Origin of the sequence: Streptomyces sp. NPDC088097 (assembly GCF_044741845.1) — a bacterium.
Taxonomy (GTDB): domain Bacteria; phylum Actinomycetota; class Actinomycetes; order Streptomycetales; family Streptomycetaceae; genus Streptomyces.
This window is the reverse complement of sequence record NZ_JBIUTJ010000009.1, coordinates 123462-144542: the sequence shown is the minus strand read 5'-3', so window position 1 is coordinate 144542 and position 21081 is coordinate 123462. Positions and strand designations below refer to the sequence as shown.

At 72.5% G+C, this 21081-nt stretch carries 18 protein-coding genes, 2 tRNA genes and 1 pseudogene; 3 read left to right on the top strand and 18 right to left on the bottom strand.

Translation table 11 applies throughout. From position 1 onward, the window contains the following. Positions 1-170 precede the first annotated feature (170 nt). Positions 171-437, top strand: a complete 267-nt coding sequence (gene rpsT, locus ACIOD1_RS24230; protein WP_365614618.1) for a 30S ribosomal protein S20 — start codon at positions 171-173, stop codon at positions 435-437. A gap of 304 nt (positions 438-741) precedes the next feature. Here rpsT and holA read toward each other — a convergent pair whose 3' ends face one another. Next, positions 742-1734, bottom strand: a complete 993-nt coding sequence (gene holA / locus ACIOD1_RS24225; protein ID WP_401904551.1) for a DNA polymerase III subunit delta — start codon at positions 1732-1734, stop codon at positions 742-744. Positions 1735-1795: 61 nt separating this feature from the next. On the opposite strand from holA, the gene ACIOD1_RS24220 reads away from it, so the two are divergent. Beyond that, positions 1796-2038 (top strand): hypothetical protein, encoded by a 243-nt coding sequence (locus tag ACIOD1_RS24220; protein WP_365614625.1) that lies wholly within the window; start codon positions 1796-1798, stop codon positions 2036-2038. A gap of 54 nt (positions 2039-2092) precedes the next feature. On the opposite strand, the gene ACIOD1_RS24215 is transcribed toward ACIOD1_RS24220, so the two are convergent. From ACIOD1_RS24215 to ACIOD1_RS24150, 14 genes and pseudogenes are all read right to left on the bottom strand, one after another. Then, entirely contained in the window at positions 2093-2974 is an 882-nt protein-coding gene (locus tag ACIOD1_RS24215) for a YceI family protein (protein WP_401904548.1), read from the bottom strand. A gap of 136 nt (positions 2975-3110) precedes the next feature. After that, positions 3111-5510, bottom strand: a pseudogene (locus ACIOD1_RS24210) (ComEC/Rec2 family competence protein); the annotation flags it as partial. Continuing rightward, positions 5507-6163, bottom strand: a complete 657-nt coding sequence (locus ACIOD1_RS24205; RefSeq protein WP_401904545.1) for a helix-hairpin-helix domain-containing protein — start codon at positions 6161-6163, stop codon at positions 5507-5509. The pseudogene ACIOD1_RS24210 and the gene ACIOD1_RS24205, both read right to left, overlap by 4 nt. A gap of 611 nt (positions 6164-6774) precedes the next feature. Then, positions 6775-7620 carry a DegV family protein gene (locus tag ACIOD1_RS24200; protein WP_365614632.1) on the bottom strand — a complete coding sequence of 282 codons (846 nt, stop codon included), beginning with the start codon at positions 7618-7620 and terminating at the stop codon, positions 6775-6777. Positions 7621-7747: 127 nt separating this feature from the next. After that, complete coding sequence (locus tag ACIOD1_RS24195) at positions 7748-8494, bottom strand: hypothetical protein (protein WP_365614634.1); 747 nt, start codon at positions 8492-8494, stop codon at positions 7748-7750. Positions 8495-8755: 261 nt separating this feature from the next. Further along, positions 8756-11629: a leucine--tRNA ligase gene (gene leuS / locus ACIOD1_RS24190; RefSeq protein WP_365614637.1), complete on the bottom strand. Its 2874-nt coding sequence runs from the start codon at positions 11627-11629 to the stop codon at positions 8756-8758. Positions 11630-11948: 319 nt separating this feature from the next. Continuing rightward, positions 11949-12021 (bottom strand) — tRNA-Ala (locus ACIOD1_RS24185). A gap of 170 nt (positions 12022-12191) precedes the next feature. Beyond that, on the bottom strand, positions 12192-12425 hold the full coding sequence (locus ACIOD1_RS24180; RefSeq protein ID WP_365614640.1) for a hypothetical protein: 234 nt from the start codon (positions 12423-12425) through the stop codon (positions 12192-12194). 142 nt (positions 12426-12567) lie between these two features. Then, a tRNA-Ala gene (locus ACIOD1_RS24175) sits at positions 12568-12640 on the bottom strand. Between the two features lie 157 nt (positions 12641-12797). Next, positions 12798-13454: a histidine phosphatase family protein gene (locus ACIOD1_RS24170; RefSeq protein ID WP_365615044.1), complete on the bottom strand. Its 657-nt coding sequence runs from the start codon at positions 13452-13454 to the stop codon at positions 12798-12800. After that, positions 13451-13897 (bottom strand): ribosome silencing factor, encoded by a 447-nt coding sequence (rsfS, locus tag ACIOD1_RS24165; protein ID WP_365614642.1) that lies wholly within the window; start codon positions 13895-13897, stop codon positions 13451-13453. The genes ACIOD1_RS24170 and rsfS overlap by 4 nt, the downstream gene beginning before the upstream one ends. Positions 13898-14027: 130 nt before the next feature. Then, a complete protein-coding gene (locus ACIOD1_RS24160) occupies positions 14028-15770 on the bottom strand; it encodes an LCP family protein (RefSeq protein ID WP_401904540.1) in 1743 nt (580 codons plus the stop codon). Positions 15771-15793: 23 nt separating this feature from the next. After that, positions 15794-16411: a nicotinate-nucleotide adenylyltransferase gene (nadD, locus tag ACIOD1_RS24155; RefSeq protein ID WP_365614648.1), complete on the bottom strand. Its 618-nt coding sequence runs from the start codon at positions 16409-16411 to the stop codon at positions 15794-15796. Between the two features lie 65 nt (positions 16412-16476). Beyond that, positions 16477-16641, bottom strand: a complete 165-nt coding sequence (locus ACIOD1_RS24150; RefSeq protein ID WP_365614650.1) for a hypothetical protein — start codon at positions 16639-16641, stop codon at positions 16477-16479. A 140-nt stretch (positions 16642-16781) separates the two neighbouring features. On the opposite strand from ACIOD1_RS24150, the gene ACIOD1_RS24145 reads away from it, so the two are divergent. Further along, on the top strand, positions 16782-17900 hold the full coding sequence (locus tag ACIOD1_RS24145) for a M48 family metallopeptidase (protein WP_365614653.1): 1119 nt from the start codon (positions 16782-16784) through the stop codon (positions 17898-17900). Here ACIOD1_RS24145 and ACIOD1_RS24140 read toward each other — a convergent pair. The 3 genes from ACIOD1_RS24140 to ACIOD1_RS24130 form a co-directional block, all read right to left on the bottom strand. Further along, positions 17884-19098 carry a hypothetical protein gene (locus tag ACIOD1_RS24140; RefSeq protein ID WP_401904536.1) on the bottom strand — a complete coding sequence of 405 codons (1215 nt, stop codon included), beginning with the start codon at positions 19096-19098 and terminating at the stop codon, positions 17884-17886. The two genes, ACIOD1_RS24145 and ACIOD1_RS24140, sit on opposite strands and share 17 nt — an antisense overlap. A 67-nt stretch (positions 19099-19165) precedes the next feature. Further along, a complete protein-coding gene (locus ACIOD1_RS24135; RefSeq protein ID WP_365614658.1) occupies positions 19166-19711 on the bottom strand; it encodes a hypothetical protein in 546 nt (181 codons plus the stop codon). Positions 19712-19788: 77 nt separating this feature from the next. Continuing rightward, positions 19789-21075, bottom strand: a complete 1287-nt coding sequence (locus ACIOD1_RS24130) for a glutamate-5-semialdehyde dehydrogenase (RefSeq protein WP_401904533.1) — start codon at positions 21073-21075, stop codon at positions 19789-19791. Positions 21076-21081 lie beyond the last annotated feature (6 nt).

The window sequence follows — 21081 nt, the reverse complement described above, 5'->3', positions numbered from 1 at the left end:
CGCGATGTCGGATCTGTACGCAGGCTCCCATGGTCCCATGGACGGGGCAGTGCGCTCGGTTTGGGCCGGTCGGAGGGTGGCTGGTAGCCTGGGCAGCTGTGTCTCGTATGGCCTCACGGCTGTCGGGACGCACTCCGAAGATCAAACTCTGAACCTGAAAAGGCTCTTTCGTGGCGAACATCAAGTCCCAGATCAAGCGGAACAAGACGAACGAGAAGGCGCGCCTGCGCAACAAGGCCGTCAAGTCCTCGCTCAAGACCGCGATCCGCAAGGCCCGCGAGGCCGTCGTCGCCGGTGACGTCGAGAAGGCCACCGTGGCTTCTCGCGACGCCTCGCGTGCGCTCGACAAGGCTGTCTCGAAGGGTGTCATCCACAAGAACGCCGCCGCCAACAAGAAGTCGGCGCTGGCCACCAAGGTTGCCTCCCTGCAGGGCTGAGCTCCTGATGTGAAACGCCGGTAAGGACCCAGCGGGCCCTCTCTCCCGCTCCGGACCGGCACTCCGCGCCGCACGCGGCCTGCGTTCGCCACGCGGGTGCGGCGCAACCAAGCAGTCGACGAAGGCCCCGACCACCACCCTTCCCCAGGGCGGCGGCCGGGGCCTTCGTGCTGCCCGGGGGCAGGGAGTCCGGGGGGCGGTGGGTCCGGGGGCGGTGGGGCGGCGGCTGCGACGGGTCGAGGCGCGGACTTGGGCCCACCGCGCGCCGCGGGCGGGCCGGATCCGAAAGGGACGGCCCGACGACCTACTGGCGCTGGGGGCGGGCCGCACGGGCCACGGCGACCACGGCCTTCTCCAAGGCGTACTCGGGGTCGGAGCCCCCGCCCTTCACCCCCGCGTCGGCCACGGCCACCGCGCGCAGCGCGTCCGAGACGGCGTCCGCCGACCAGCCGCGCATCTGCTGGCGGACCCGGTCGATCTTCCAGGGCGGCATGCCGAGGTCCCGTGCGAGGTCGCCCGGCCGGGCCCCGCGCGGGGCGGAGGCCAGCTTTCCGATCGCCCGCACCGCTTGGGCCAGGGCGCTGGTGATCAGCACCGGGGCCACCCCGGTGGACAGGGACCAGCGCAGGGCTTCCAGGGCCTCCGCCGCCCGGCCCTCGACCGCCCGGTCGGCGACCGTGAAGCTGGAGGCCTCGGCCCGGCCGGTGTAGTACCGGCCCACCACGGCCTCGTCGATGGTGCCCTCGACGTCCGCGCACAGCTGCGCCGCCGCGCTCGCCAGCTCCCGCAGGTCACTGCCGATGGCGTCGACCAGGGTCTGGCAGGCCTCCGGGGTGGCCGAACGTCCCAGCGTCCTGAACTCCCCCCGAACGAAAGACAGTCGGTCCGCCGGCTTGGTCATCTTCGGGCAGGCGACCTCCCGGGCACCCGCCTTGCGGGCCGCGTCCAGCAGTCCCTTGCCCTTGACCCCGCCCGCGTGCAGGAGCACGAGGGAGATCTCCTCGTAGGGGGCGGCGAGGTACGCCTTGACCTCCTTGACCGTGTCCGCGCCGAGGTCCTGCGCGTTGCGCACGACGAGGACCTTGCGCTCGGAGAACAGGGAGGGGCTGGTCAGCTCCGCGAGCGTGCCCGGCTGGAGCTGATCGGAGTTCAGGTCCCGCACGTCCGTGTCGGCGTCGGTCGCCCGGGCCGCCGTCACGATCTCCCGCACGGCACGGTCGAGCAGCAGGTCCTCCTGCCCCACCGCGAGGGTGAGCGGGGCGAGCAGGTCGTCGGTGGAGTTCTTCCTGGTGGCCATCGGCTCCAGCATCCCACGCCGCACCGACAGTCCCCCTCCGCCGGTACCCGAGAATGGTCCCGTGAACGTGCGACATGTACTGGTCCTGCCCGACCGCGACGCCGCCGAGGAGGTGGCCCGGGAAGCCGTGGACCGCTTCGGCCCCCCGGAAGAACCCCGCCTGGTGCGCGACGCCCTCGCCGGCGAGGACGACGCCGAGGACGCCCAGTGGTTGGTGGTCCTGGAGGACCCCGAGGAGCGCCTCGACCCCACCGCCCTGGACGACCTCGCCGCCGAGTACGAGGGCTGGCTCGAAGCCCCCTAGGCCCCCGCGACCCCGGGCGGCCTCCGCCGCCGCGGTCTACCCCTACGCCTACGCCTACGCCTTGTGCACGATCTGCACGTCCAGCGTCACTTCCACGCGCGAACCGATCGCCGCGATGCCGTGCGCCAGGATCGACTGCCAGTTCAGCGTGAAGTCCTCGCGCTGCAGTTCCGCGGTGGCCCGGCAGGCCGCGCGGGGTTCGCCCTCCAGGCCGGTCCCGTTGCCCAGGTACTGGGTGTCCAGGGTGACGGTGCGGCTGACGCCGTGCAGGGTGAGCGCGCCCGCGACCGTCCAGCGGCTCCCGCCCCGGTGGATGAACCGCTCGCTGTAGAACTCCACCGTCGGGAAGCGGGCCGCGTCCAGGAAGTCCGCCGACCTGAGGTGGTCGTCGCGCATCCTCAGTCCGGTGTCGATGCTCGCCGCGTCGATGATCACGTGCATGGAGGAGTCCTCCATGCGCTCCGCTATCCGCACCGCCCCCGCGAAGGTGCCGAAGCGGCCGTGGATCCGCGCGAAGCCGATGTGCCGTGCGGTGAAGCCGATCGAGGAGTGCGTCGGATCGAGCTCCCAGTGCCCGGGCTGCGGCAGCAGCGGCGGCTCCACCGAGTCCAGGATGATCTCCGCGGTGCCGGGCTGTGCCGGATCCCCCACGAGCGTCGCCCCGTGGAAGGGCGCGTAGCCCTCGGCGGTGACGGAGAGCCGGTACTCGCCCTCCGGCACGGCCGCGGTGAATCCCCCGTACGGATCGGTCTCTCCGCTGACGACGCGGCGCCCGATCGGATCGGTCACCTCGAACTTCGCCTGGCGGACCGGTTGGTGGACGGTATCGAGCACCCGACAACTCAACAGCTTCGCCGTGTGCGGCAGTGTGAGCGTCGCGGTTGACTGCGAACCGGCACCTCCGACCGTATCCATCCCCCGTCGGCGACTGAACATGGCTGATGCACCCCCGTGCTGTGTGGACTTGGACCGCTCTGGCGAAGAGGCATTCGATCATGCTGTCGGGTTGGGGGCAAACAGAATGGTCGCGCCCGGTATGCCCGCGCCGCCCCCTTCGCCGTCCGGCTGGAAACGCACGTAGGTCCGGACCGCTCCCGGACACCGCCACCGAGCCGTCCGTATCGGTGCGCAGGACCGTCGATCCCCTGGCCCGGAGCCGTGCGAGGGTGTCCGGCGCGGGATGCCCGTACCGGTTGCCCTCACCGACCGGGACGACTGCGAGCCGTGGCCGGATCCGGTCCTGCAGTCCGGGGTCCTGGTGGGCCGAACCGTGGTGCGCCACCTTCAGCACGTCCACCGGCCCCAGCTCGGGGTATTGCCTCAAGAGGGCTTCCTGGGAAGGGGGTTCGAGGTCGCCCAGCAACAGGATCGTCAGGCCTCCGGTGCGCACCAGCAACGCGACGCTCGCGTCGTTGGCGCCCTCCGGCCGCGGCCCCGCCGGCGCCGGCCACAGCACCTGCCACTCCAGCGGCCCGACCCTTCGCCGCTCCCCCGCGACGGCCGCCACCACGGGCACCCGGGCCGCCGCCGCGGCCCGCCGGACCAAGGCCGCCTGCCCGGGCGGCTCCTCCAGCGTGGTGGTCTGAATCACACCCACGGACCGCCCCCGCAACACCCCCGCGAGCCCTCCCACGTGGTCGGCGTGGAAGTGCGTGAGCAGGAGCAGCGGGACCCGCCGGACCTCCAGGGCCCGCAGGCAGGCGTCCACCGCGCCCGGCTCGGGCCCGGCGTCCACCACGACGGCGCTGCCGGGTCCGGCGGCGAGGACCGCGGCGTCCCCCTGACCGACCGCGCACTGGACGTAGCGCCAGTCCGGCGGCGGCCAGCCGGAGAGCGTACGGGTCAACTGCGGCGGCCTCAGCACCACGACGAGCAGCAGCACGACCAGGGTCACGCACACCCCGCGCCGCCTCCCGAACCTGGCCCCCAGCACCACCAGGAGCAGCGTGACGGCGCCGAGCAGCAACCCGCCCGCGAGCCCGCCCGGCCACGGCAGCTCCGCCCCCGGCAGCCGCGCCCCGGCCCGGGCCACGCCGGCGATCCACCCGGCCGGGACCCCCGCGCACCAGGCGAGCAGCTCCGCCGCCGGCATGTACAGGGGGGCCACGGCCAGTGCCGCGAAGCCGAGCACCGTGGCCGGCCCGGCCGCGAGTTCCGCCAGCAGGTTGCAGGGCACCGCGACCAGGCTCACCCGGGCGGAGAGCACGACCACCACCGGGGCACACACGGCCTGCGCTGCGGCGGCGGCCCCGAGCGCCTCGGCCAGGCGCGGGCGCACCCCACGCCGCCGCAGCGCCCCGCTCCACCGGGGTCCCAGGGTCAGCAGGGCCCCAGTGGCCAGCACCGAGAGCAGGAAGCCGTAGCCGCGGGCCAGCCAGGGGTCGTACAGGACCAGCAGCAGGACGGCGGCGGCCAGGGCGGGGATCAGGGCCCTGCGGCGCCCGGTGGCGAGTGCCAGGAGGGTCACGGCCCCGCAGGCGGCGGCGCGCAGCACGCTCGGCTCGGGCCGGCAGACCACGACGAAGGCCAGCGTCAGCGCGGCCCCGCCCAGTGCCGTGGCCCGCAGGGAGAGCCCCAGACGGGGCGCGAGCCCCCTCCGCTCGACGTGCTGCGCGCTGCCCGGCGGCCCGATGAGCAGCATCAGCACCACGGTGAGGTTGGATCCGGAGACGGCCAACAGGTGCAGCAGGTCGGTGGCCTTGAAGGCCGCGTGGAGGTCGTCCGGAACCCTGGAGGTGTCCCCGACCACCAGCCCCGGCAGCAGGGCCCTGGCGTCGGCCGGGAGCCCGTCGGTGGCCTCCCGCAGCCCGGCGCGCAGGTGCCCGGCGATCCGCTGGACGGCGGTCGGGCCGCCGGTCACCCGGGGCGGGGTGTCCGCGCCGGGCCGGAGCAGGGCCACGGCCCGCTCGTTGCCCCGGGCCGGGGCCAGCGCCGCGACCACCTCGACCCGGGTCGAGGGCTGGAGCCGGGCCCATCCCGGGTGCCCGGCCAGGACCCGCACGGGCGTCTCCACCCGGGTCCGCGCCCCGTCGGGGCCCGTCACCCGGGTCACGACCGCGTCCAGCACCACCACCGGCGGCCCGCCCCCACCCCCGGCCCTGCGGGGGTCCGAGCCCACGGTCAGCTCCGCGAGGACCCGGGCGTGCTTCCCGGCCAGCCCCACCACGGGCCCCGCCCGCGCCTCGGCCCGCTCCAGCCCGGCCACCGCCGCCCCGGCTCCCGCGCAGAGCAGGACGGCGGCCACGGCCGCGCCGGCCCGCCACGCCGGTCGCGTCCGGCGCCGGCCGACCACGAGCGCCGTCCCGGCCGCGACCACCGCGAGGCCCGCTCCGGCGGCGGTCCACCCGACGGGCGCCCCGAGGGCCAGGGCGGTCGCTCCCCAGGCCGCCACCGCGGGCCCCGCCAGCCGCAGGTCGACCGGCCCGTCCTCCGCGTGCCCGGACGCGCGGGCGGCGACCTCCGGCCCGCTCACAGCCGCACCAGCCCACGCAGGTCGGCGAACCTGCGCTCCCCGATCCCGGTGACCTGCCGGAGTTCCTCCACGGCCCGGAAGCCGCCCCGGGCGGTACGGAACTCGACGATGTGCCGCGCGAGCACCGGGCCGACCCCGGGCAGCGCGTCCAGCTGCTCGACGGTCGCTCCGGCGAGGCTCAGCGGCCCCGCACCGGCGCCTCCGGGCTGCTGTAAGCCCCCTACCGGCGGCGGCTGCGCCGGTACGCCCACCAGCACCTGTTCGCCGTCGACGAGGATCCGGGCCCGGTTGAGCCCGGTGGTGTCGGCGCCCGGCCTCACTCCCCCGGCGGCGGAGAGGGCGTCCTCGACCCGCGAACCGCCGGGGAGCCTGCGCACACCGGGGCTGCGGACCTTGCCGCCGACGTCCACCACGATCCGGGCCCCCGAAGCCGTCGGCCCGGCTCCGGCCAGGGGCGGGGGTCCGGGGGCCGGGGCGGGGGTGACCACCGCGGGAGCCGTCACCGGTTCCGGCCGGGCCGACCAGTACTGCTGGGCGGCGAACCCGACCGCCGCGACCAGGACCACCGCGACGGCGGCCACCGCCCTCGGCTCCACCCCACAGCGGGCCTGCAACCACACCGGGATCCGCTCCCGCACGGCCGGCCACCGCACACCCCCACCCTGCGGGGGTGCCGCCACCACGCCGGGACCGGCCCCCGAAGAAGCCCCCGCAGCAAGCGCGGCATCGGGCTCGCCATCGAACTCGGCCTCTGGCTCGGCCTCGGCGTCGACCCACACCTCGGGCCCGGGCTCCCCCTCGGGCCTGCGCCCCGCACCCCCCGACGGCGCCGGCAATCCCGGCTCCGAGCCGGGCGGAGCCGTCCCCGAAAGCAGCGCCTCGGCCCGCCTGCGCACGAGTTCCGGATCCGGACCGGTCCGGGCACGGGAGCGGGAGCCGTATCGGGAGCGGACGCGACGCCGGCCACCGGCACGAGACCGAACCCCGACACCCGCACCCACACCCACACCCACACTGGCACCGGCACCGGCACCGGCACCGGCACCGGGAAATCCCGAGAAGTGCCCAGCACGCGTCGGCGCCGACGTTGTCGTTCGCATGGGAGCAGGAGTCGGAGTCGGAGTCGGAGTCGGAGTCGGAGTCGGCGTTGGCATTCGTAGAGTCATGTCCCGACGCTAGGCCCGCCGCCCGAACCCCGCTCGGAACCTTCAATTCCGGTGGATGGGGGCCCCGTTGTGGACAACCGGGCCACCCTTCCGGGTGATCAGCGTGGCGATACGACGGCCGCCAACAACCCCGGACCGGTGTGTGCGCCGATCACCGCACCGACCTCGCTGACGTGCAGTTCCACCAGGCCCGGGATCCGCTCGCGCAGCCGCTGGGCCAACTTCTCCGCGCGCTCCGGGGCCGCCAGGTGGTGAACGGCGACATCGACGCTTCCGGTGCCCGCCCGCTCGACGGCGAGTTCCTCCAGCCGCGCGATGGCCTTGGAGGCGGTGCGCACCTTCTCCAGCATCTCGATCCGCCCGCCCTCCAGCGTCAGCAGCGGCTTGACCGCCAGCGCCGAGCCGAGCAGCGCCTGCGCCGCCCCGATCCGCCCTCCGCGGCGGAGGTAGTCGAGGGTGTCCACGTAGAAGTACGCCGACATGTCGGCCGCCCGCTTCTCGGCGGCGGCCACGATCTCCTCGATGGACCCACCGGCCTCGGCGGTCTCCGCGGCGGCGAGGGCGCAGAAGCCCAACGCCATCGCGACCATCCCGGTGTCGACCACCCGGACCGGCACGGGGGCCGTCTTGGCGGCGACCACGGCGGCGTCGTAGGTGCCGGAGAACTCGGCGGACAGGTGGAGGCTGACGATGCCGGGTGCGCCCGCCTCGGCGGCTGCCCGGTAGGCCCGTACGAACTCCTCGGGGCCGGGGCGGGAGGTGGTGACCGAACGGCGCTTCTGCAGGGCGATCGCGAGGCTGCGGGCCGAGATCTCCGTCCCCTCTTCGAGGGCCTCGTCCCCCAGGACCACGGTCAGGGGTACGGAGGTGATTCCGTGGCGCGCCATCGCCGGTGGGGGCAGGTAGGCCGTGGAATCGGTGACGATCGCGACATGGCGGGACATGAGCCGGAGGTTACCGTCCGCGAGGCGGGTCCGGCAGCTCGGCCCCGGCCCGGCGTACCCGCGGCCGCCCCTCAGGGCCCACCGCACCCGGTGGACGCGGCGCGGAAACAGCCCGGCCGGCTTCCCCTCAGGTGGTGGCTTCCGGCCTGCGGGTCTTTTGCCACGCGTAGGCGGTAGGCGGTGCGGAGGGGTTCAGCGCGGCCGGTCGGGGCTCCTCGGCGCGCGGCGTCGAAGCCCCCGCCGTCCCCGCCGTCCCCGCCCCGCCTGCCGCGGCCTCCCGCTCGTCCCAGTCCGCCGCCGCGGCCGTGAGGTCGTCGACCGATGCGCGGGACCAGTCCCGCAGCGCGCCCGATTCGACCTCGATCTGCGCGGAGAGGTCGGTCAGGTCGTCCTCGGCGAACCGTCGCGCACGGTCGCGGGCGGCCCAGCGCAGCGAGTCCGCGGACTCGATGATCTTCTTGGCGCGTTCGCGGAGGTCCGGCAGGTTCTCCGCGATGCGCTTGCGGTCCGGCTCCTGCTCCAGTCGCTTGAGTTGGTCGTCCAGCTCGTGACCGTGCGCGCTCAGCCGCTCGAAGAGCGCGATGGACTCCTGGAGCGAGGCGTCCGTCTGCACCCCTTGGTACAGCGCCTGCTGCGTGGACCGCATCGAGGTCCGCAGGTCCAGCCTCAGCTGGGCCAGCGCCCCCGTGACCCCGACCTGCCCGAAGCTCTTCGCCTTCAGGGTGGTGTCCTCCACGGTCCGGCGGGCCTGCGTGATCGTCCGGTCCACGCCGCGCTTCGCCGCGCCGACCGCCTTCACCGTGACCCACGCACCCAACCCCAAGAAGGCGAACAGCATCATCAGGGCAAAAATGATCAAAGCGCCCGCCTCCATGAGGTTCCCTTTCGCCGCCGCGCCGCTGCCACCGCGCCCTTGTCGGTGCGTCCTCGTCAGTGCGTCCCTTCCACCGTAAACGCCAAAGGCAGGCCGGGGGTTCCAATCGAACCCCCAACCTGCCCGTACGGGATCTCCCCTACAGAGGACTGGAAACGCCCCTCCACACCCCTGCGCCGAGTCGGCCGACGTCAGCCGACGCCAGATGACGTCAGCCAACGCCAGATGACCTCAGCCGACCTCGGCCGACCTCAGATCACCTCAGATGACGATGTTCACCAGCTTCGGCGCGCGCACGATCACCTTGCGGATCTCCGCGCCGCCCAGAGCCGCGACCACGCCCTCGTCGGTGACCGCCAGCTGCTCCAGCTCAGCGTCGGAGATGGTCGGCGAGACCTCCAGACGGGCCTTGACCTTGCCCTTGACCTGGACGACACAGGTCACCGTCTCGTCCACGACGTACGCCGGGTCGGCGACCGGGAAGTCCTGGTGGACGACCGAGTCGGTGTGACCCAGGCGGCGCCACAGCTCCTCCGCGATGTGCGGGGCCAGCGGGGCCACCAGCAGGACCAGCCGCTCCGCGACCGAGCGCTCCAGCGGACGGCCGGCCTTCGTCAGGGCGTTGTTCAGCTCGGTGATCTTGGCGATGGCGGTGTTGAACCGCAGGCCCGCCAGGTCCGCGCCGGCTCCGTCGATCGCCTTGTGCAGCACGCGCAGGGTGGCCTCGTCCGGCTCCCCGTCCACGACGGTGACCTCGCCGGTCTCCTCGTCCACCACGTTGCGCCACAGGCGCTGCAGCAGGCGGTACTGGCCGACCACGGCGCGGGTGTCCCACGGACGCGAGACGTCCAGCGGGCCCATCGCCATCTCGTACAGGCGCAGGGTGTCGGCGCCGTATTCCTCGCAGATCTCGTCCGGGGTGACGGCGTTCTTCAGGGACTTGCCCATCTTGCCGTGCTCGCGCTTGACGGGCTCGTCACGGTAGAAGTAGCGGCCGTCGCGCTCCTCGACCTCGGCCGCCGGGACGTACACACCGCGCGCGTCGGTGTACGCGTACGCCTGGATCATGCCCTGGTTGAACAGCTTGTGGAACGGCTCGGCCGACGAGACGTGGCCCAGGTCGAACAGCACCTTCGACCAGAAGCGGGCGTACAGCAGGTGCAGCACCGCGTGCTCGGCGCCGCCCACGTACAGGTCGACGCCGCCGAGCGGCGCGCCCTCGCGCGGGCCCATCCAGTACTGCTCGATCTCCGGGTCCACCAGCGCCGAGGCGTTGTTCGGGTCCAGGTAGCGCAGCTCGTACCAGCAGGAGCCGGCCCAGTTCGGCATGGTGTTGGTCTCGCGGCGGTAGCGCTTGACGCCCGCCCCGTCGCCCAGGTCCAGCTCGACGTTCACCCAGTCCTCGTTGCGGGACAGCGGGGTCTCGGGCTTGGAGCCGGCGTCGTCGGGCTCGAAGGTGCGCGGCGAGTAGTCCTCGACCTCCGGCAGCTCCAGGGGCAGCATCGACGCGGGCAGCGCGTGCGCGACGCCGTCCTCGTCGTAGACGATCGGGAAGGGCTCGCCCCAGTACCGCTGGCGGCTGAACAGCCAGTCGCGCAGCCGGAAGTTGACGGTGCCCTCACCGATGCCGCGCTCGGCCAGCCAGTCGGTGATGGTGGCCTTGGCCGTGACCACGTCCAGCCCGTCCAGCGCGATGCCTTCGCCGGTGGAGTTCACCAGCTCCGCGTCGTACGAGACGAACGCGTCCGCCCACGTCGCGGGGTCGGTGCCGCGGTCGTCGGACGGCTGCACGACGCAGCGCATCGGCAGTTCGAAGGCGCGGGCGAACTCGAAGTCGCGGGCGTCGTGCGCGGGCACGGCCATGATCGCGCCGGTGCCGTAGCCCATCAGCACGTAGTCGGCGATGAAGACGGGGACCTGCTCGCCGCTGACCGGGTTGGTCGCGTACGCGCCGGTGAAGACACCGGTCTTGTCCTTGGCCTCGGCCTGCCGCTCGACGTCCGACTTCGAGGCGGCCTGCTTGCGGTACGCGTCGACGGCCTCGGCCGGGGTGGCGTAGCCGCCGGTCCACACGGAGTGGGTGCCCTCGGGCCAGGTGGCCGGGACGATGGAGGCGACCAGCTCGTGCTCGGGCGCCAGCACCATGTAGGTGGCACCGAACAGGGTGTCGGGACGCGTGGTGAAGACGGTGATCGCACCGGCCCCGCCGACGGCGAAGTCGACGCGCGCGCCCTCGCTGCGGCCGATCCAGTTGCGCTGCTGCAGCTTGATGGCCTCGGGCCAGTCCAGCGGGTCCAGGTCGTCCAGCAGTCGGTCGGCGTACGCGGTGATCCGCATGTTCCACTGGCTCAGCTTGGCCTTGAAGACCGGGAAGTTGCCGCGCTCGGAACGGCCGTCCGCGGTGACCTCCTCGTTGGCCAGTACGGTGCCCAGCCCGGGGCACCAGTTGACCGGCGCGTCGGAGGCGTAGGCCAGCCGGAAGCCGTTCAGTACGTCGGCCCGCTCGCCGGCGGTCAGCTCGGCCCAGGCGCGGCGGCCGGGGACCTCACGGGAGCCGTCCTCGAAGGCGGCGACCAGCTCGGAGATGGGGCGGGCCTTCTGCGCGTCGGCGTCGTAGAAGGAGTTGTAGATCTGCAGGAAGATCCACTGGGTCCACTTGTAGTAGTCCGGGTCGATCGTCGCGAACGAGCGGCGCTTGTCGTGGCCCAGGCCCAGCCGGCGCAGCTGGACCTTCATGTTCTCCATGTTGGCCTCGGTGGACACGCGCGGGTGCGTGCCGGTCTGCACGGCGTACTGCTCGGCCGGCAGCCCGAAGGCGTCGAAGCCCAGGGTGTGCAGGACGTTGTGGCCCGACATCCGCTGGTGGCGGGCGTAGACGTCGGTGGCGATGTACCCGAGCGGGTGGCCGACGTGCAGGCCCGCACCCGAGGGGTACGGGAACATGTCCATGATGAACTTCTTGGGCCGTGCGGCGACCGCGGGGTCGCCGGCCAGGTCACCGGTGGGGTTCGGGGCCTCGTAGGTGCCCTCCGCGTCCCAGACGTCCTGCCAGCGTGCCTCGATGTCGGCGGCCATGGCAGCCGTGTAACGGTGCCCCTCGGCCGCCTCGGGGGCCGGGGTGTTCGTCTCGCTCATGATTTCTGAAGCTCCATCGATCGTCTCTGCCGTCTCTGCCTGCCCAAACGAAAAAACCCCTCGCACAGGAGGGGGCGCCGCGCTGATGCCGACCGTCTGAGGGTCGGTACCGGTCAGCGCGGCTCGGTAAGCAGAAGGCGTACGGCACGCATGGCGTCAGGGTACCGCAGCGACCCCTACACCCGCCCGGCCGTTCCGTACAGAGGGCGCACTCACCCCGAGGCACGCAAGGACGCACGCACGGAGCGCCCGAGGACGCACGGAAGCGGGGCACGACGAGAAGCGGGCCACCCGATCCGGGTGGCCCGCTTCTTCACTGTGGAGCTATGGAGAATTGAACTCCAGACCTCCTGCATGCCATGCAGGCGCTCTACCAACTGAGCTATAGCCCCTCGTACTGCTGGTCTTGCTGGTCCCGCTCGCCGTTCCGGCTTCCCTCGCGGGCTCTCCTTGGCGACGTCCCAAACATTACACGGTCATGGCCCTGGTCCAAAAATCGGTTTCCGCAGGGCCCGAGCCATGTCCGTTTCGGGCTGGTTCGATCACGGCTCCTGTCGCCCCGTCAGGCCCTGGCGAACTGGTAGAACCGCTTGAGCGTGCAGTGCTCGTCGAGCAGCCGGCCGTAGATCGGCTCCCCTTCCAGCTCCCGGTACGTCTCGATGGGGTCGCCCTTTATGATCAGCGCCCTCGCGCATTCCTCGCACCAGTACTGGTAGTCGGAATGGATCGGGTCCATGTCCCGCACGATCGGCGTGCCGTTGTTGCACCAGTCGCACCGCCGCCGGTGTGCACCCATCCGTCAGCGACTCCCTCCCGCGTCGGGCCGTCGTGTCCCCCTCCGGCGGTCCGATTCTGCCATGCCGGTACGGGGCGGGTCAGCAGGCAAAAGAGAGCAAACGCAAAGATCCCGCCCCCTGTTGGGGACGGGATCCTGATTGTGGAGCTATGGAGAATTGAACTCCAGACCTCCTGCATGCCATGCAGGCGCTCTACCAACTGAGCTATAGCCCCGCTCTCCGCGGCGCGTCTTCCGTTTCCGGTGTTCTTCGCTGCGAACAAGAAGAACTCTAGCCTGCGACCAGCCGGAAAGTGAAATCCGGGTCCGAGCCGCCCCGCGGCACTCTCGCGGGCGGCCCGGCAGGACCGACGCGGGGGTCGGACCGGCGGATCAGTCGTCGTCGCCGAGCACCGGTTCCGGCAGTGTGCCGGCGTTGTGCTCCATGAGGCGCCAGCCCCGCGCGCCCTCGCCGAGGACGGACCAGCAGCAGTTGGAGAGGCCGCCGAGGCCTTCCCAGTAGTACGAGTCCAGGCCCAGCAGGCGCCCGATCGTCGTACGGATGGTGCCGCCGTGGCTGACGACGACGAGCGTGCCGCCCTCCGGCAGCGCGTCGGCGTGGCGCAGCACGACCGGGGCGGCCCGGTCGGCGACCTCGGTCTCCAGCTCGCCGCCGCCGCGGCGCACGGCCTCGCCGCGCTTCCACGCCGCGTACTGCTCGCCGTACTTGTGGAGGATCTCGTCGTGGGTGAGGCCCTGCCACTCGCCGGCGTACGTCTCCCGGAGCGCCTCGTCGTGCTCCACGGGCAGGCCCGTGACGGCGGCCAGTTCGGCGGCCGTGGCGGAGGCCCGCCGCAGGTCGGAGGCCACGATGGCGTCAGGCCCCAGAGAGGCGAGCAGCCGGGCGGCGCGGCGCGCCTGCGCCACACCGGTCTCGGTCAGCTCGATGTCCGTGGAGCCCTGGAAGCGTCGCTCCAGGTTCCACGAGGTCTGACCGTGTCGCCAGAGGACGATCTTCCGTGCGGACTTGCCCGAGTTCGCCGTGCTCAGAACAGATCACCGTCCGGGTCCTCGTCGCCCTGCGCCTCGCGCAGCTTGGCGTGCTCCTCGGCCTTGCCGATGGTGAGCTTGGCGTCGTGGGGCAGCTCGATCTCGGGGCAGTCCTTCCACAGGCGCTCCAGCGCGTAGAAGACGCGCTCTTCGCTGTGCTGGACGTGGACGACGATGTCGACGTAGTCGAGCAGGATCCAGCGGGCGTCGCGGTCGCCCTCGCGGCGCACCGGCTTGGCGCCGAGCTGCTTGAGCAGCTGCTCTTCGATCTCGTCCACGATCGACTTGACCTGGCGGTCGTTGGGCGCGGAGGCGAGCAGGAAGGCGTCGGTGATCGACAGCACATCGCTGACGTCGTACGCGATGATGTCGTGCGCGAGCCGGTCGGCCGCGGCCTGGGCGGCGGCGGTGATGAGCTCGATGGAGCGGTCCGTGGCGGTCACTGGCCATGCTTTCGGGTTGGCGGGCAGATCCTTACAAGGGTCTCATGTACCGCCCTCGTCGCCCGCGCAGAACGTCCTGCACGGGCGAAACCACAGGTCAAGAGGGCTCTGTCCGGCGCCCGGGGGTGGCTCAGGAGGGCTTGTAGTCCTTGCCGAGCGTCACCACGACGTCCGCGTTGACCACGTTCTCCGCCTTCTTCACGGCCGTTTCCGGCAGGCCCAGGGTCTTTGCCACGTCGATCGCCCGGTCGCGTTGGGCGTCGTCCTGGTAGGTGATCTGGGAGGTCGCGGCCGTACGGTCGGCCTTGCCGCCGTCCACGAAGCCGTAGCCGCCGTTGAGCAGCGCCGCCTTCGCCGCGGCCTGCGTCTTGTCGTCCGCGGTGGCGTCCTTGAGGCCCACCCGGAGCGCGCCTCCGGGCTGCGCCGCGCTGAAGGAACCGCCGAGGACCTCCTTGACGACCTTCTTGTTCGCCTCGTCGGTGAGGCCGCCGTCCGGCTTCACGCCGAGGACGTCGGTGCGGTACGCGCCCACCTTGGCGTGCTCGCCGATCCGCGACAGCAGGGCGCCGAGGCTCTGCGCGTCCAGGCCGGGGTCCAGGATCTGGCCCAGGCTCTCGACGGTCGTGGCCGCCGCCTTCGGGTCGCTCGGGATCTTGCGGAGCACCGCGAGGAGCACCTTTCCGGTGCGCTCCAGTTGTTTGGTCTCGGGCTCGCCCTGGGCCCGCTGGGTGGCGTAGGCCACGGCCATCGCGCCGGTCAGGCTCTGCTTGGGGCCCTGTCCCACGGCGGGGGTCTTGGCCTGCTCGTCGGCCGGGACGGCCGTGTCGGTGTCGACCTCGATGCCGCCGACCAGCTCGACGAGCCGCTCCAGGAAGGGGGTGTCCAGCCGCCAGGTGCCGCCGATGTGGGTGCCGAGGACGGTGTCGAGCGCGTCGCGGGTGCCGATGCCGCCGTCGTCGACGGCCTTGCCGAGGGCGGTGCCGGTCCCGTCCTGTTGGGCGACGTTGAGGGTGTTGGGCAGCAGGACGGTGGCGCCCTGCTCGGTGGTGACGTTGTCCACGAGGAGGGCGGTGGAGCTGCCGCCGCGCTTGGTGTTGCGGAGGTGGACGACGATCATGTCCCGCTTCTGGCTGCCGCCGGCGGCCGTGGCGCCCTTCTTCGCGCCGGGGCCGTCGAGGAAGGGCAGCTTGTCGGCGTACCAGAGGTAGCCGACGCCGCCGACGACGAACAGGGCCAGGGCGACGATCAGGGCCACCACCCGGTTGCGCCCGCGCCGACGGGCCTCCTCGCGGCGCTCGGTGCGGCTCTCGGTGAAGGCGAGCCAGTCGATGACGTCCTCGGAGTCCTCGTCCGGCTGGTCGATGAAGGCGAACTGATCGGTGCGGTAGTCGGGGGTCTGCTCACCGTCGGCCCGGCGCGGCTCGGGAACCTGCACCCCGGACGGCGCCCGCTCCGGCGACGCCGCCGGGGCCGCGGCCGCGTCCTGCTCCTGGGCACCGGGGGCGGCCTGCTGCGGGATCCACTGCTGGGCCCGCACCTGCTGGGGCGGGGCCGGCTGGAGGTACTCCTGCTGCTGCGGGTACTCCTGCTGCTGGGGCTGTGGCTGGTACTGCTGCTGAGGTGGGTACTGCTGCGCCTGCTGGTGGTCGTACGGGTACGGCTGCTGTCCGTAGGACTGCTCGTAGGGCTGCTCGTAGGACGGCGCGTACTGCTGCTGTTCGTACTGGTCGTACTGCTGCCGGGGCTGCTGGGGCTGCTGGGGAACGGGCCGCGCGGGCGCCGGCCCGTAGACCGGTCTGCCGTACGGGTCGTAGCCGATGAGCTGTCGCTCCTGGGCGGCGTACGGGTCGTACGGCTCCTGTGGGTCGTTCACCGCGGGCCCCTCTCTCCGGAAGCTCAGGCGCCCCGGTACAGCTCACGCTTGTCGATGTAGCGCACCACGCCGTCCGGCACCAGGTACCAGACGGGATCCCCCTTGGCGACGCGTGCGCGGCAGTCGGTGGAGGAGATCGCCAGAGCGGGCACCTCGACCAGCGAGACGCCGCCCTCGGGCAGTCCGTCGTCGGTGAGGACGTGACCGGGCCGCGTCACCCCGATGAAATGGGCGAGGGAGAAGAGTTCGTCGGCGTTGCGCCAGGTCAGGATCTGCGCGAGGGCGTCGGCGCCGGTGATGAAGAACAGGTCGGCGTCGTCGTTGAGCGCGCTGAGGTCCCGCAGGGTGTCGATCGTGTACGTCGGCCCGCCGCGGTCGATGTCGATGCGGCTGACGGAGAACTGGGGGTTCGAGGCCGTCGCGATGACCGTCATGAGGTAGCGGTCCTCGGCGGGCGACACGGCCCGCTGGGACTTCTGCCACGGCTCACCGGTCGGTACGAACACCACCTCGTCGAGGTGGAAAAGGGCGGCCACCTCACTGGCGGCCACCAGGTGTCCGTGGTGGATCGGGTCGAACGTCCCGCCCATCACGCCGAGCCGGCGCTTGACCGGGCCCGTAGGCACTTCCTGCTCTCCCATGAGCGCAGAGCCTACTGGCCCGGCGGCACGTCCACGGTGGGCCGGACCGTAAAGGAGGTGACGGCCTAGCGGTCGCGGTTGAGGCGGGTGGTCACCCAGAGCATCAGCAGCAGGATGCCGAGGGCGGCGCCACCGGTCAGGTAGGGGCTCAGGCTGTTGTGGTTGCCGCCGTGCTCCGCGCCCTCGGAGGCGAGAAGGACCAGGTTGTGGGCGGTGGTGGGGAGGCTCATCAGGCAGGTACCTATCGAGTCGGGGGCGAGCGGAGACTTCGCTCACATCGTATGCGGGGCCCCGGGGCACGCTCACGCCGACTCATGCGTTGGAGAGGATGGACGCAGGGCCACACAGGCCGATCAAGGGGGAGGGCGCCATGTCGGGCACCGGATTCGAGAAGACACCGGCGCGGAACCGCAGGAGGTTCCCCGGTATTTCCTCGCGGGCGTACGAGCATCCGGCGGATCGTTCGGCGCTGGTCGCGCTGCGCAAGCTGACCGGCTTCGACACCGTGTTCAAGGCGCTCAGCGGGCTACTGCCGGAGCGCAGCCTGCGGCTGTTGTTCCTGTCGGACTCGGTGCGCGTGGGCGAGACGCAGTTCCCCCACCTGCACGGGATGCTGCGCGACGCCTGTTACATCCTGGACCTGGAGAAGGTCCCCCAGATGTACGTCCGCCAGGATCCGACGCCGAACGCGATGTGCATCGGGCTGGACGAGCCGATCATCGTGGTGACGACGGCGCTGGTGGAACTGCTCGACGAGGAGGAGATGCGGGCGGTGGTGGGCCACGAGGTGGGCCACGCGCTGTCCGGCCACTCCGTCTACCGCACGATCCTGCTGTTCCTGACGAACCTGGCCCTCAAGGTGGCGTGGATCCCGCTGGGGACGGTGGCCATCACGGCGCTGGTGACGGGGCTGCGCGAGTGGTTCCGCAAGTCCGAGCTGTCGGCGGACCGGGCCGGGCTGCTGGTGGGGCAGGACGTGAACGCCTCCATGCGGGGGCTGATGAAGATCGCCGGCGGCAACCACCTCCACGAGATGAACGTGGACGCCTTCCTGGCGCAGGCCGAGGAGTACGAGGCGGCCGGGGACCTGCGGGACTCCGTGCTCAAGATCCTCAATGTGCTGCCGCGGACGCACCCCTTCACCACGGTCCGGGCCGCCGAGCTGAAGAAGTGGTCCGAGAACCGCGACTTCCAGCGGATCATGGACGGCCACTACCCGCGCCGGGAGGAGGACAAGGACACCTCCGTGTCCGACTCCTTCCGCCAGTCCGCCTCGCACTACGCCGACTCGGTGCGTACGAGCAAGGACCCGCTGATGAAGCTGGTCGGGGGCATAGCCGGTGGTGCGGGAGACCTGGGCGGCAAGTTGCGCGACCGGTTCACCGGGGCGAGCGGCACGGCGGCGCCCGGGGACACGGGCAAGGACCCCGGGGGCGCCGGGGGCACGGGCAGGGACGCTCCGGGCAAGGGCGCTACGGACCAGGGCTGACGGGGGTCGCGCCGGTGTCGGCGTCCGGCTGCGCGGGAGCGCGGACCACGGGCGGTGGCGCCGGCGGGGACGGCGGGGCCGTACGGGCCGCCCCGGAGGCCAGCACGCCGCACAGCCCGGCGGCGAGGCGCGGGTGGCCGCTCGCGTACGGGTCGTTGGCGGGCGGCCCCACGGTGGTGGGACCGGCGCCCGCGAAGAGGGGCCGGAAGCCCTCCGCGGGGTCCGTGGCGCAGTCCTGCGGGCCCGCCACCACGTAGGCCGAGACCAGCTCCGCCCGCCGGGCCGCGAGGTCGTCCCGGTCGAAGCGCAGTCGCAGCTCGCGCCGGACGGTGAAGAGCGAGGCAGCGTCCGCCGCGGTCGGTCCGGCGCCGGCCGGGCGCACCGCGTACACGAAGGTGTGGTCGGTGGTCACCTCCAGCACGTCCGTGCCGCGCTCCTCGACGGCCAGGGTGCCGCTGACCCGGACCCTGGAGTCGGCCATGACGGTGGTGCGCGGGTCGAAGCGGACCAGCCAGCCGGTGGCGGCGTGCCGGCCGTCCCCGGACGGTGCGGTCACGCTCTCGTCGAACTGCGCCAGCTGCCCGGGATCGAGCAGGACCCGGACGGGTCGGGAGGCCGTCCCGGAGAGCACGTCCGGATCGAGCGAGGACTGCACCAGGTAGTCCTTGGCGATGGCCAGCGCGGCGACGACCTGGCTCTCGGTGAAGTGGCGGGTGCGGCGTGCCGCCGGGAAGGTGATCCCGGCCGCGCCGACCCGGTAGTCGGCGGCCGGGCTCTGCGCGTACAGGTCACCCGGTCGCCCCCCGGGGACCGGGGTGGTCGGCGCGAGCGGGACGACGGTGCTGATCAGCAGCCCGGCACCGCCGCCGGCCGGGGGGACGTAGGGGTTGCGCATGCCCAGGTAGACGGCCATCGCGAACGCGGTCGCGATGAGCAGCGCCAGCAGCATGCCGCGGCGCGCCCCTCGGCCGGGGACTCCGGTGGCGTGGCCGGCGGCGCCGCTCGACCAGATGGACCGGCTGCGGACGGCGCGGGCGTGCTCGCCCATGCGTTCCCGGGCGGAGTACTCCTGGAGCCGGGCAGCACGGACGAAGTCCTCGTCGAAGACGACCGAGCGGTACTCGTCCGGGCGCAACTCGTCGTCGTCCCCGCCGATGCCCTCGGGGGTGCCGTTGGGTGGGTCTCCTGGAACGGCCATCGCTTCTCCCCGCTGTCCCCGCTACAGAGAAGCCCCCAGCTCCGGCTGTGCGAGTGGGGTCGTACCTTCAGGGTTGGCGGCCGACGGGGTACGTAAACGCACCGACGCCCGTGACTTCCCCGAGCGGAGTACTGGCGGGCGCCGGCGCGGGGTCCGCCTCGCCGGCGGCGCTGCGGTAGACGGCGCTGAAGGCCAGCGCGACCATGCCGAGCCCCATGACCACGGCGAGCACCCAGGCGACCGGGCGGAGCCACGGAGAGCGGCCCCGGTAGGGGCGCAGGCTTCCGCCGTAGACCCCGTACGGGCCTTCGGCGTACCCGTAGCCGTAGCCGTACTGGCCGGACTCCCAGCCGGGGTCGTCGAGGCCGTACCCGTCCGGATGGTTGTAGTCGTCGTCGGAGGCCCAGCCCCCGGCGACGCGGGCGGCCTCGGCCTCGGCGCGCGCGCGGTCCGCGGCGCGTCGGCGCTCGGCCGCGCTCGGTTCATGGATCTCCGCGTTCCGGACGAAGGCCTCGTCGAACACCACGGAGGCGAAGTACTGATCCGCGCCTCCGCGGTCGTCGTCGGGCTCCCCGTCGTCCGGGAACGGCTTGCCCCCCACGTCGTCCGGCACGAGACCAGCGTAGACCTGGGGGGCTGCTTTGGGCAGGGTGTACGCCCGAATTCGGCCACACCGTGTTCGGGGGCTGACTACCGAACGTGACCGTCGCCGGTGACGATGTACTTGGTCGAGGTCAGCTCGGGAAGGCCCATGGGGCCCCGGGCGTGCAGCTTCTGGGTGGAGATGCCGATCTCGGCGCCGAAGCCGAACTGGCCACCGTCCGTGAACCGGGTGGAGGCGTTCACGGCGACCGTGGTGGAGTCGACCAGCTGGGTGAAGCGGCGGGCGGCGGCCTGCGAGGTGGTGACGATCGCCTCGGTGTGGCCGGAGGTCCAGCGCCGGATGTGGGCGACCGCGTCGTCGAGGGAGTCCACGACGCCGGCCGCGATGTCGTAGGACAGGTACTCGGCGGCCCAGTCCTCGTCGGTGGCGGCCAGCGCGGTGACCTTGGAGTCCTCGGCGTACGAGAGCACCTCCGGGTCCCCGTGCACGGTCACCCCGGCGTCCGCGAGGGCGTCCAGCGCGAGGGGGAGGAAGGCCGCGGCGATGTCCCGGTGCACGAGGAGGGTCTCGGCGGAGTTGCAGACGGAGGGCCGCTGGGCCTTGGAGTTGACGAGGATGTCCACGGCCATGCCGAGGTCGGCCTGGGCGTCCACGTAGACGTGGCAGTTGCCGGTACCGGTCTCGATGACCGGGACGGTGGACTCCTCGACGACGGTCTTGATGAGGGAGGCGCCGCCGCGCGGGATGAGGACGTCGACGAGGCCGCGGGCCCGCATCAGCTCGCGGACGGAGTCGCGGGACTCGCCGGGTACGAGCTGGATCGCGTCGGCGGGCAGACCGGCGCTCACGACGGCGTCGCGGAGGATGCCGACGAGGGCGGTGTTGGAGGCGTAGGCGGAGGAGCTGCCGCGCAGGAGGACCGCGTTGCCGGACTTGAGGCAGAGGGCGGCGGCGTCGACGGTGACGTTGGGGCGGGCCTCGTAGATGATGCCGACCACGCCGAGCGGGACCCGGATCTGACGGATGTCGATGCCGTTGGGGAGGGTGTTGCCCCGGACGACCTCGCCGACGGGGTCGGGCAGGGCGACGACGTCGCGGACGTCGGAGGCGATGGCGGCGACCCGCTCGGGGGTGAGGGTGAGCCGGTCGATGACCGTCTCACTGGTGCCGGCTGCGGCCGCCTTGGCGGTGTCGACGGCGTTGGCGGCCACGATCTCGGCCGTACGGGCCTCCAGCGCGTCCGCGATGGCCAGCAGGGCCGCGTCCTTGGCGGACCGCGGGAGTGGGGCGATGGCCGCGGCCGCGGTGCGGGCGGCGCGCGCGGTGGCGAGGACGGGCGAGCTGGCGGCGGTGGCGTCGTCGAGCGAGGTCATGCGGCC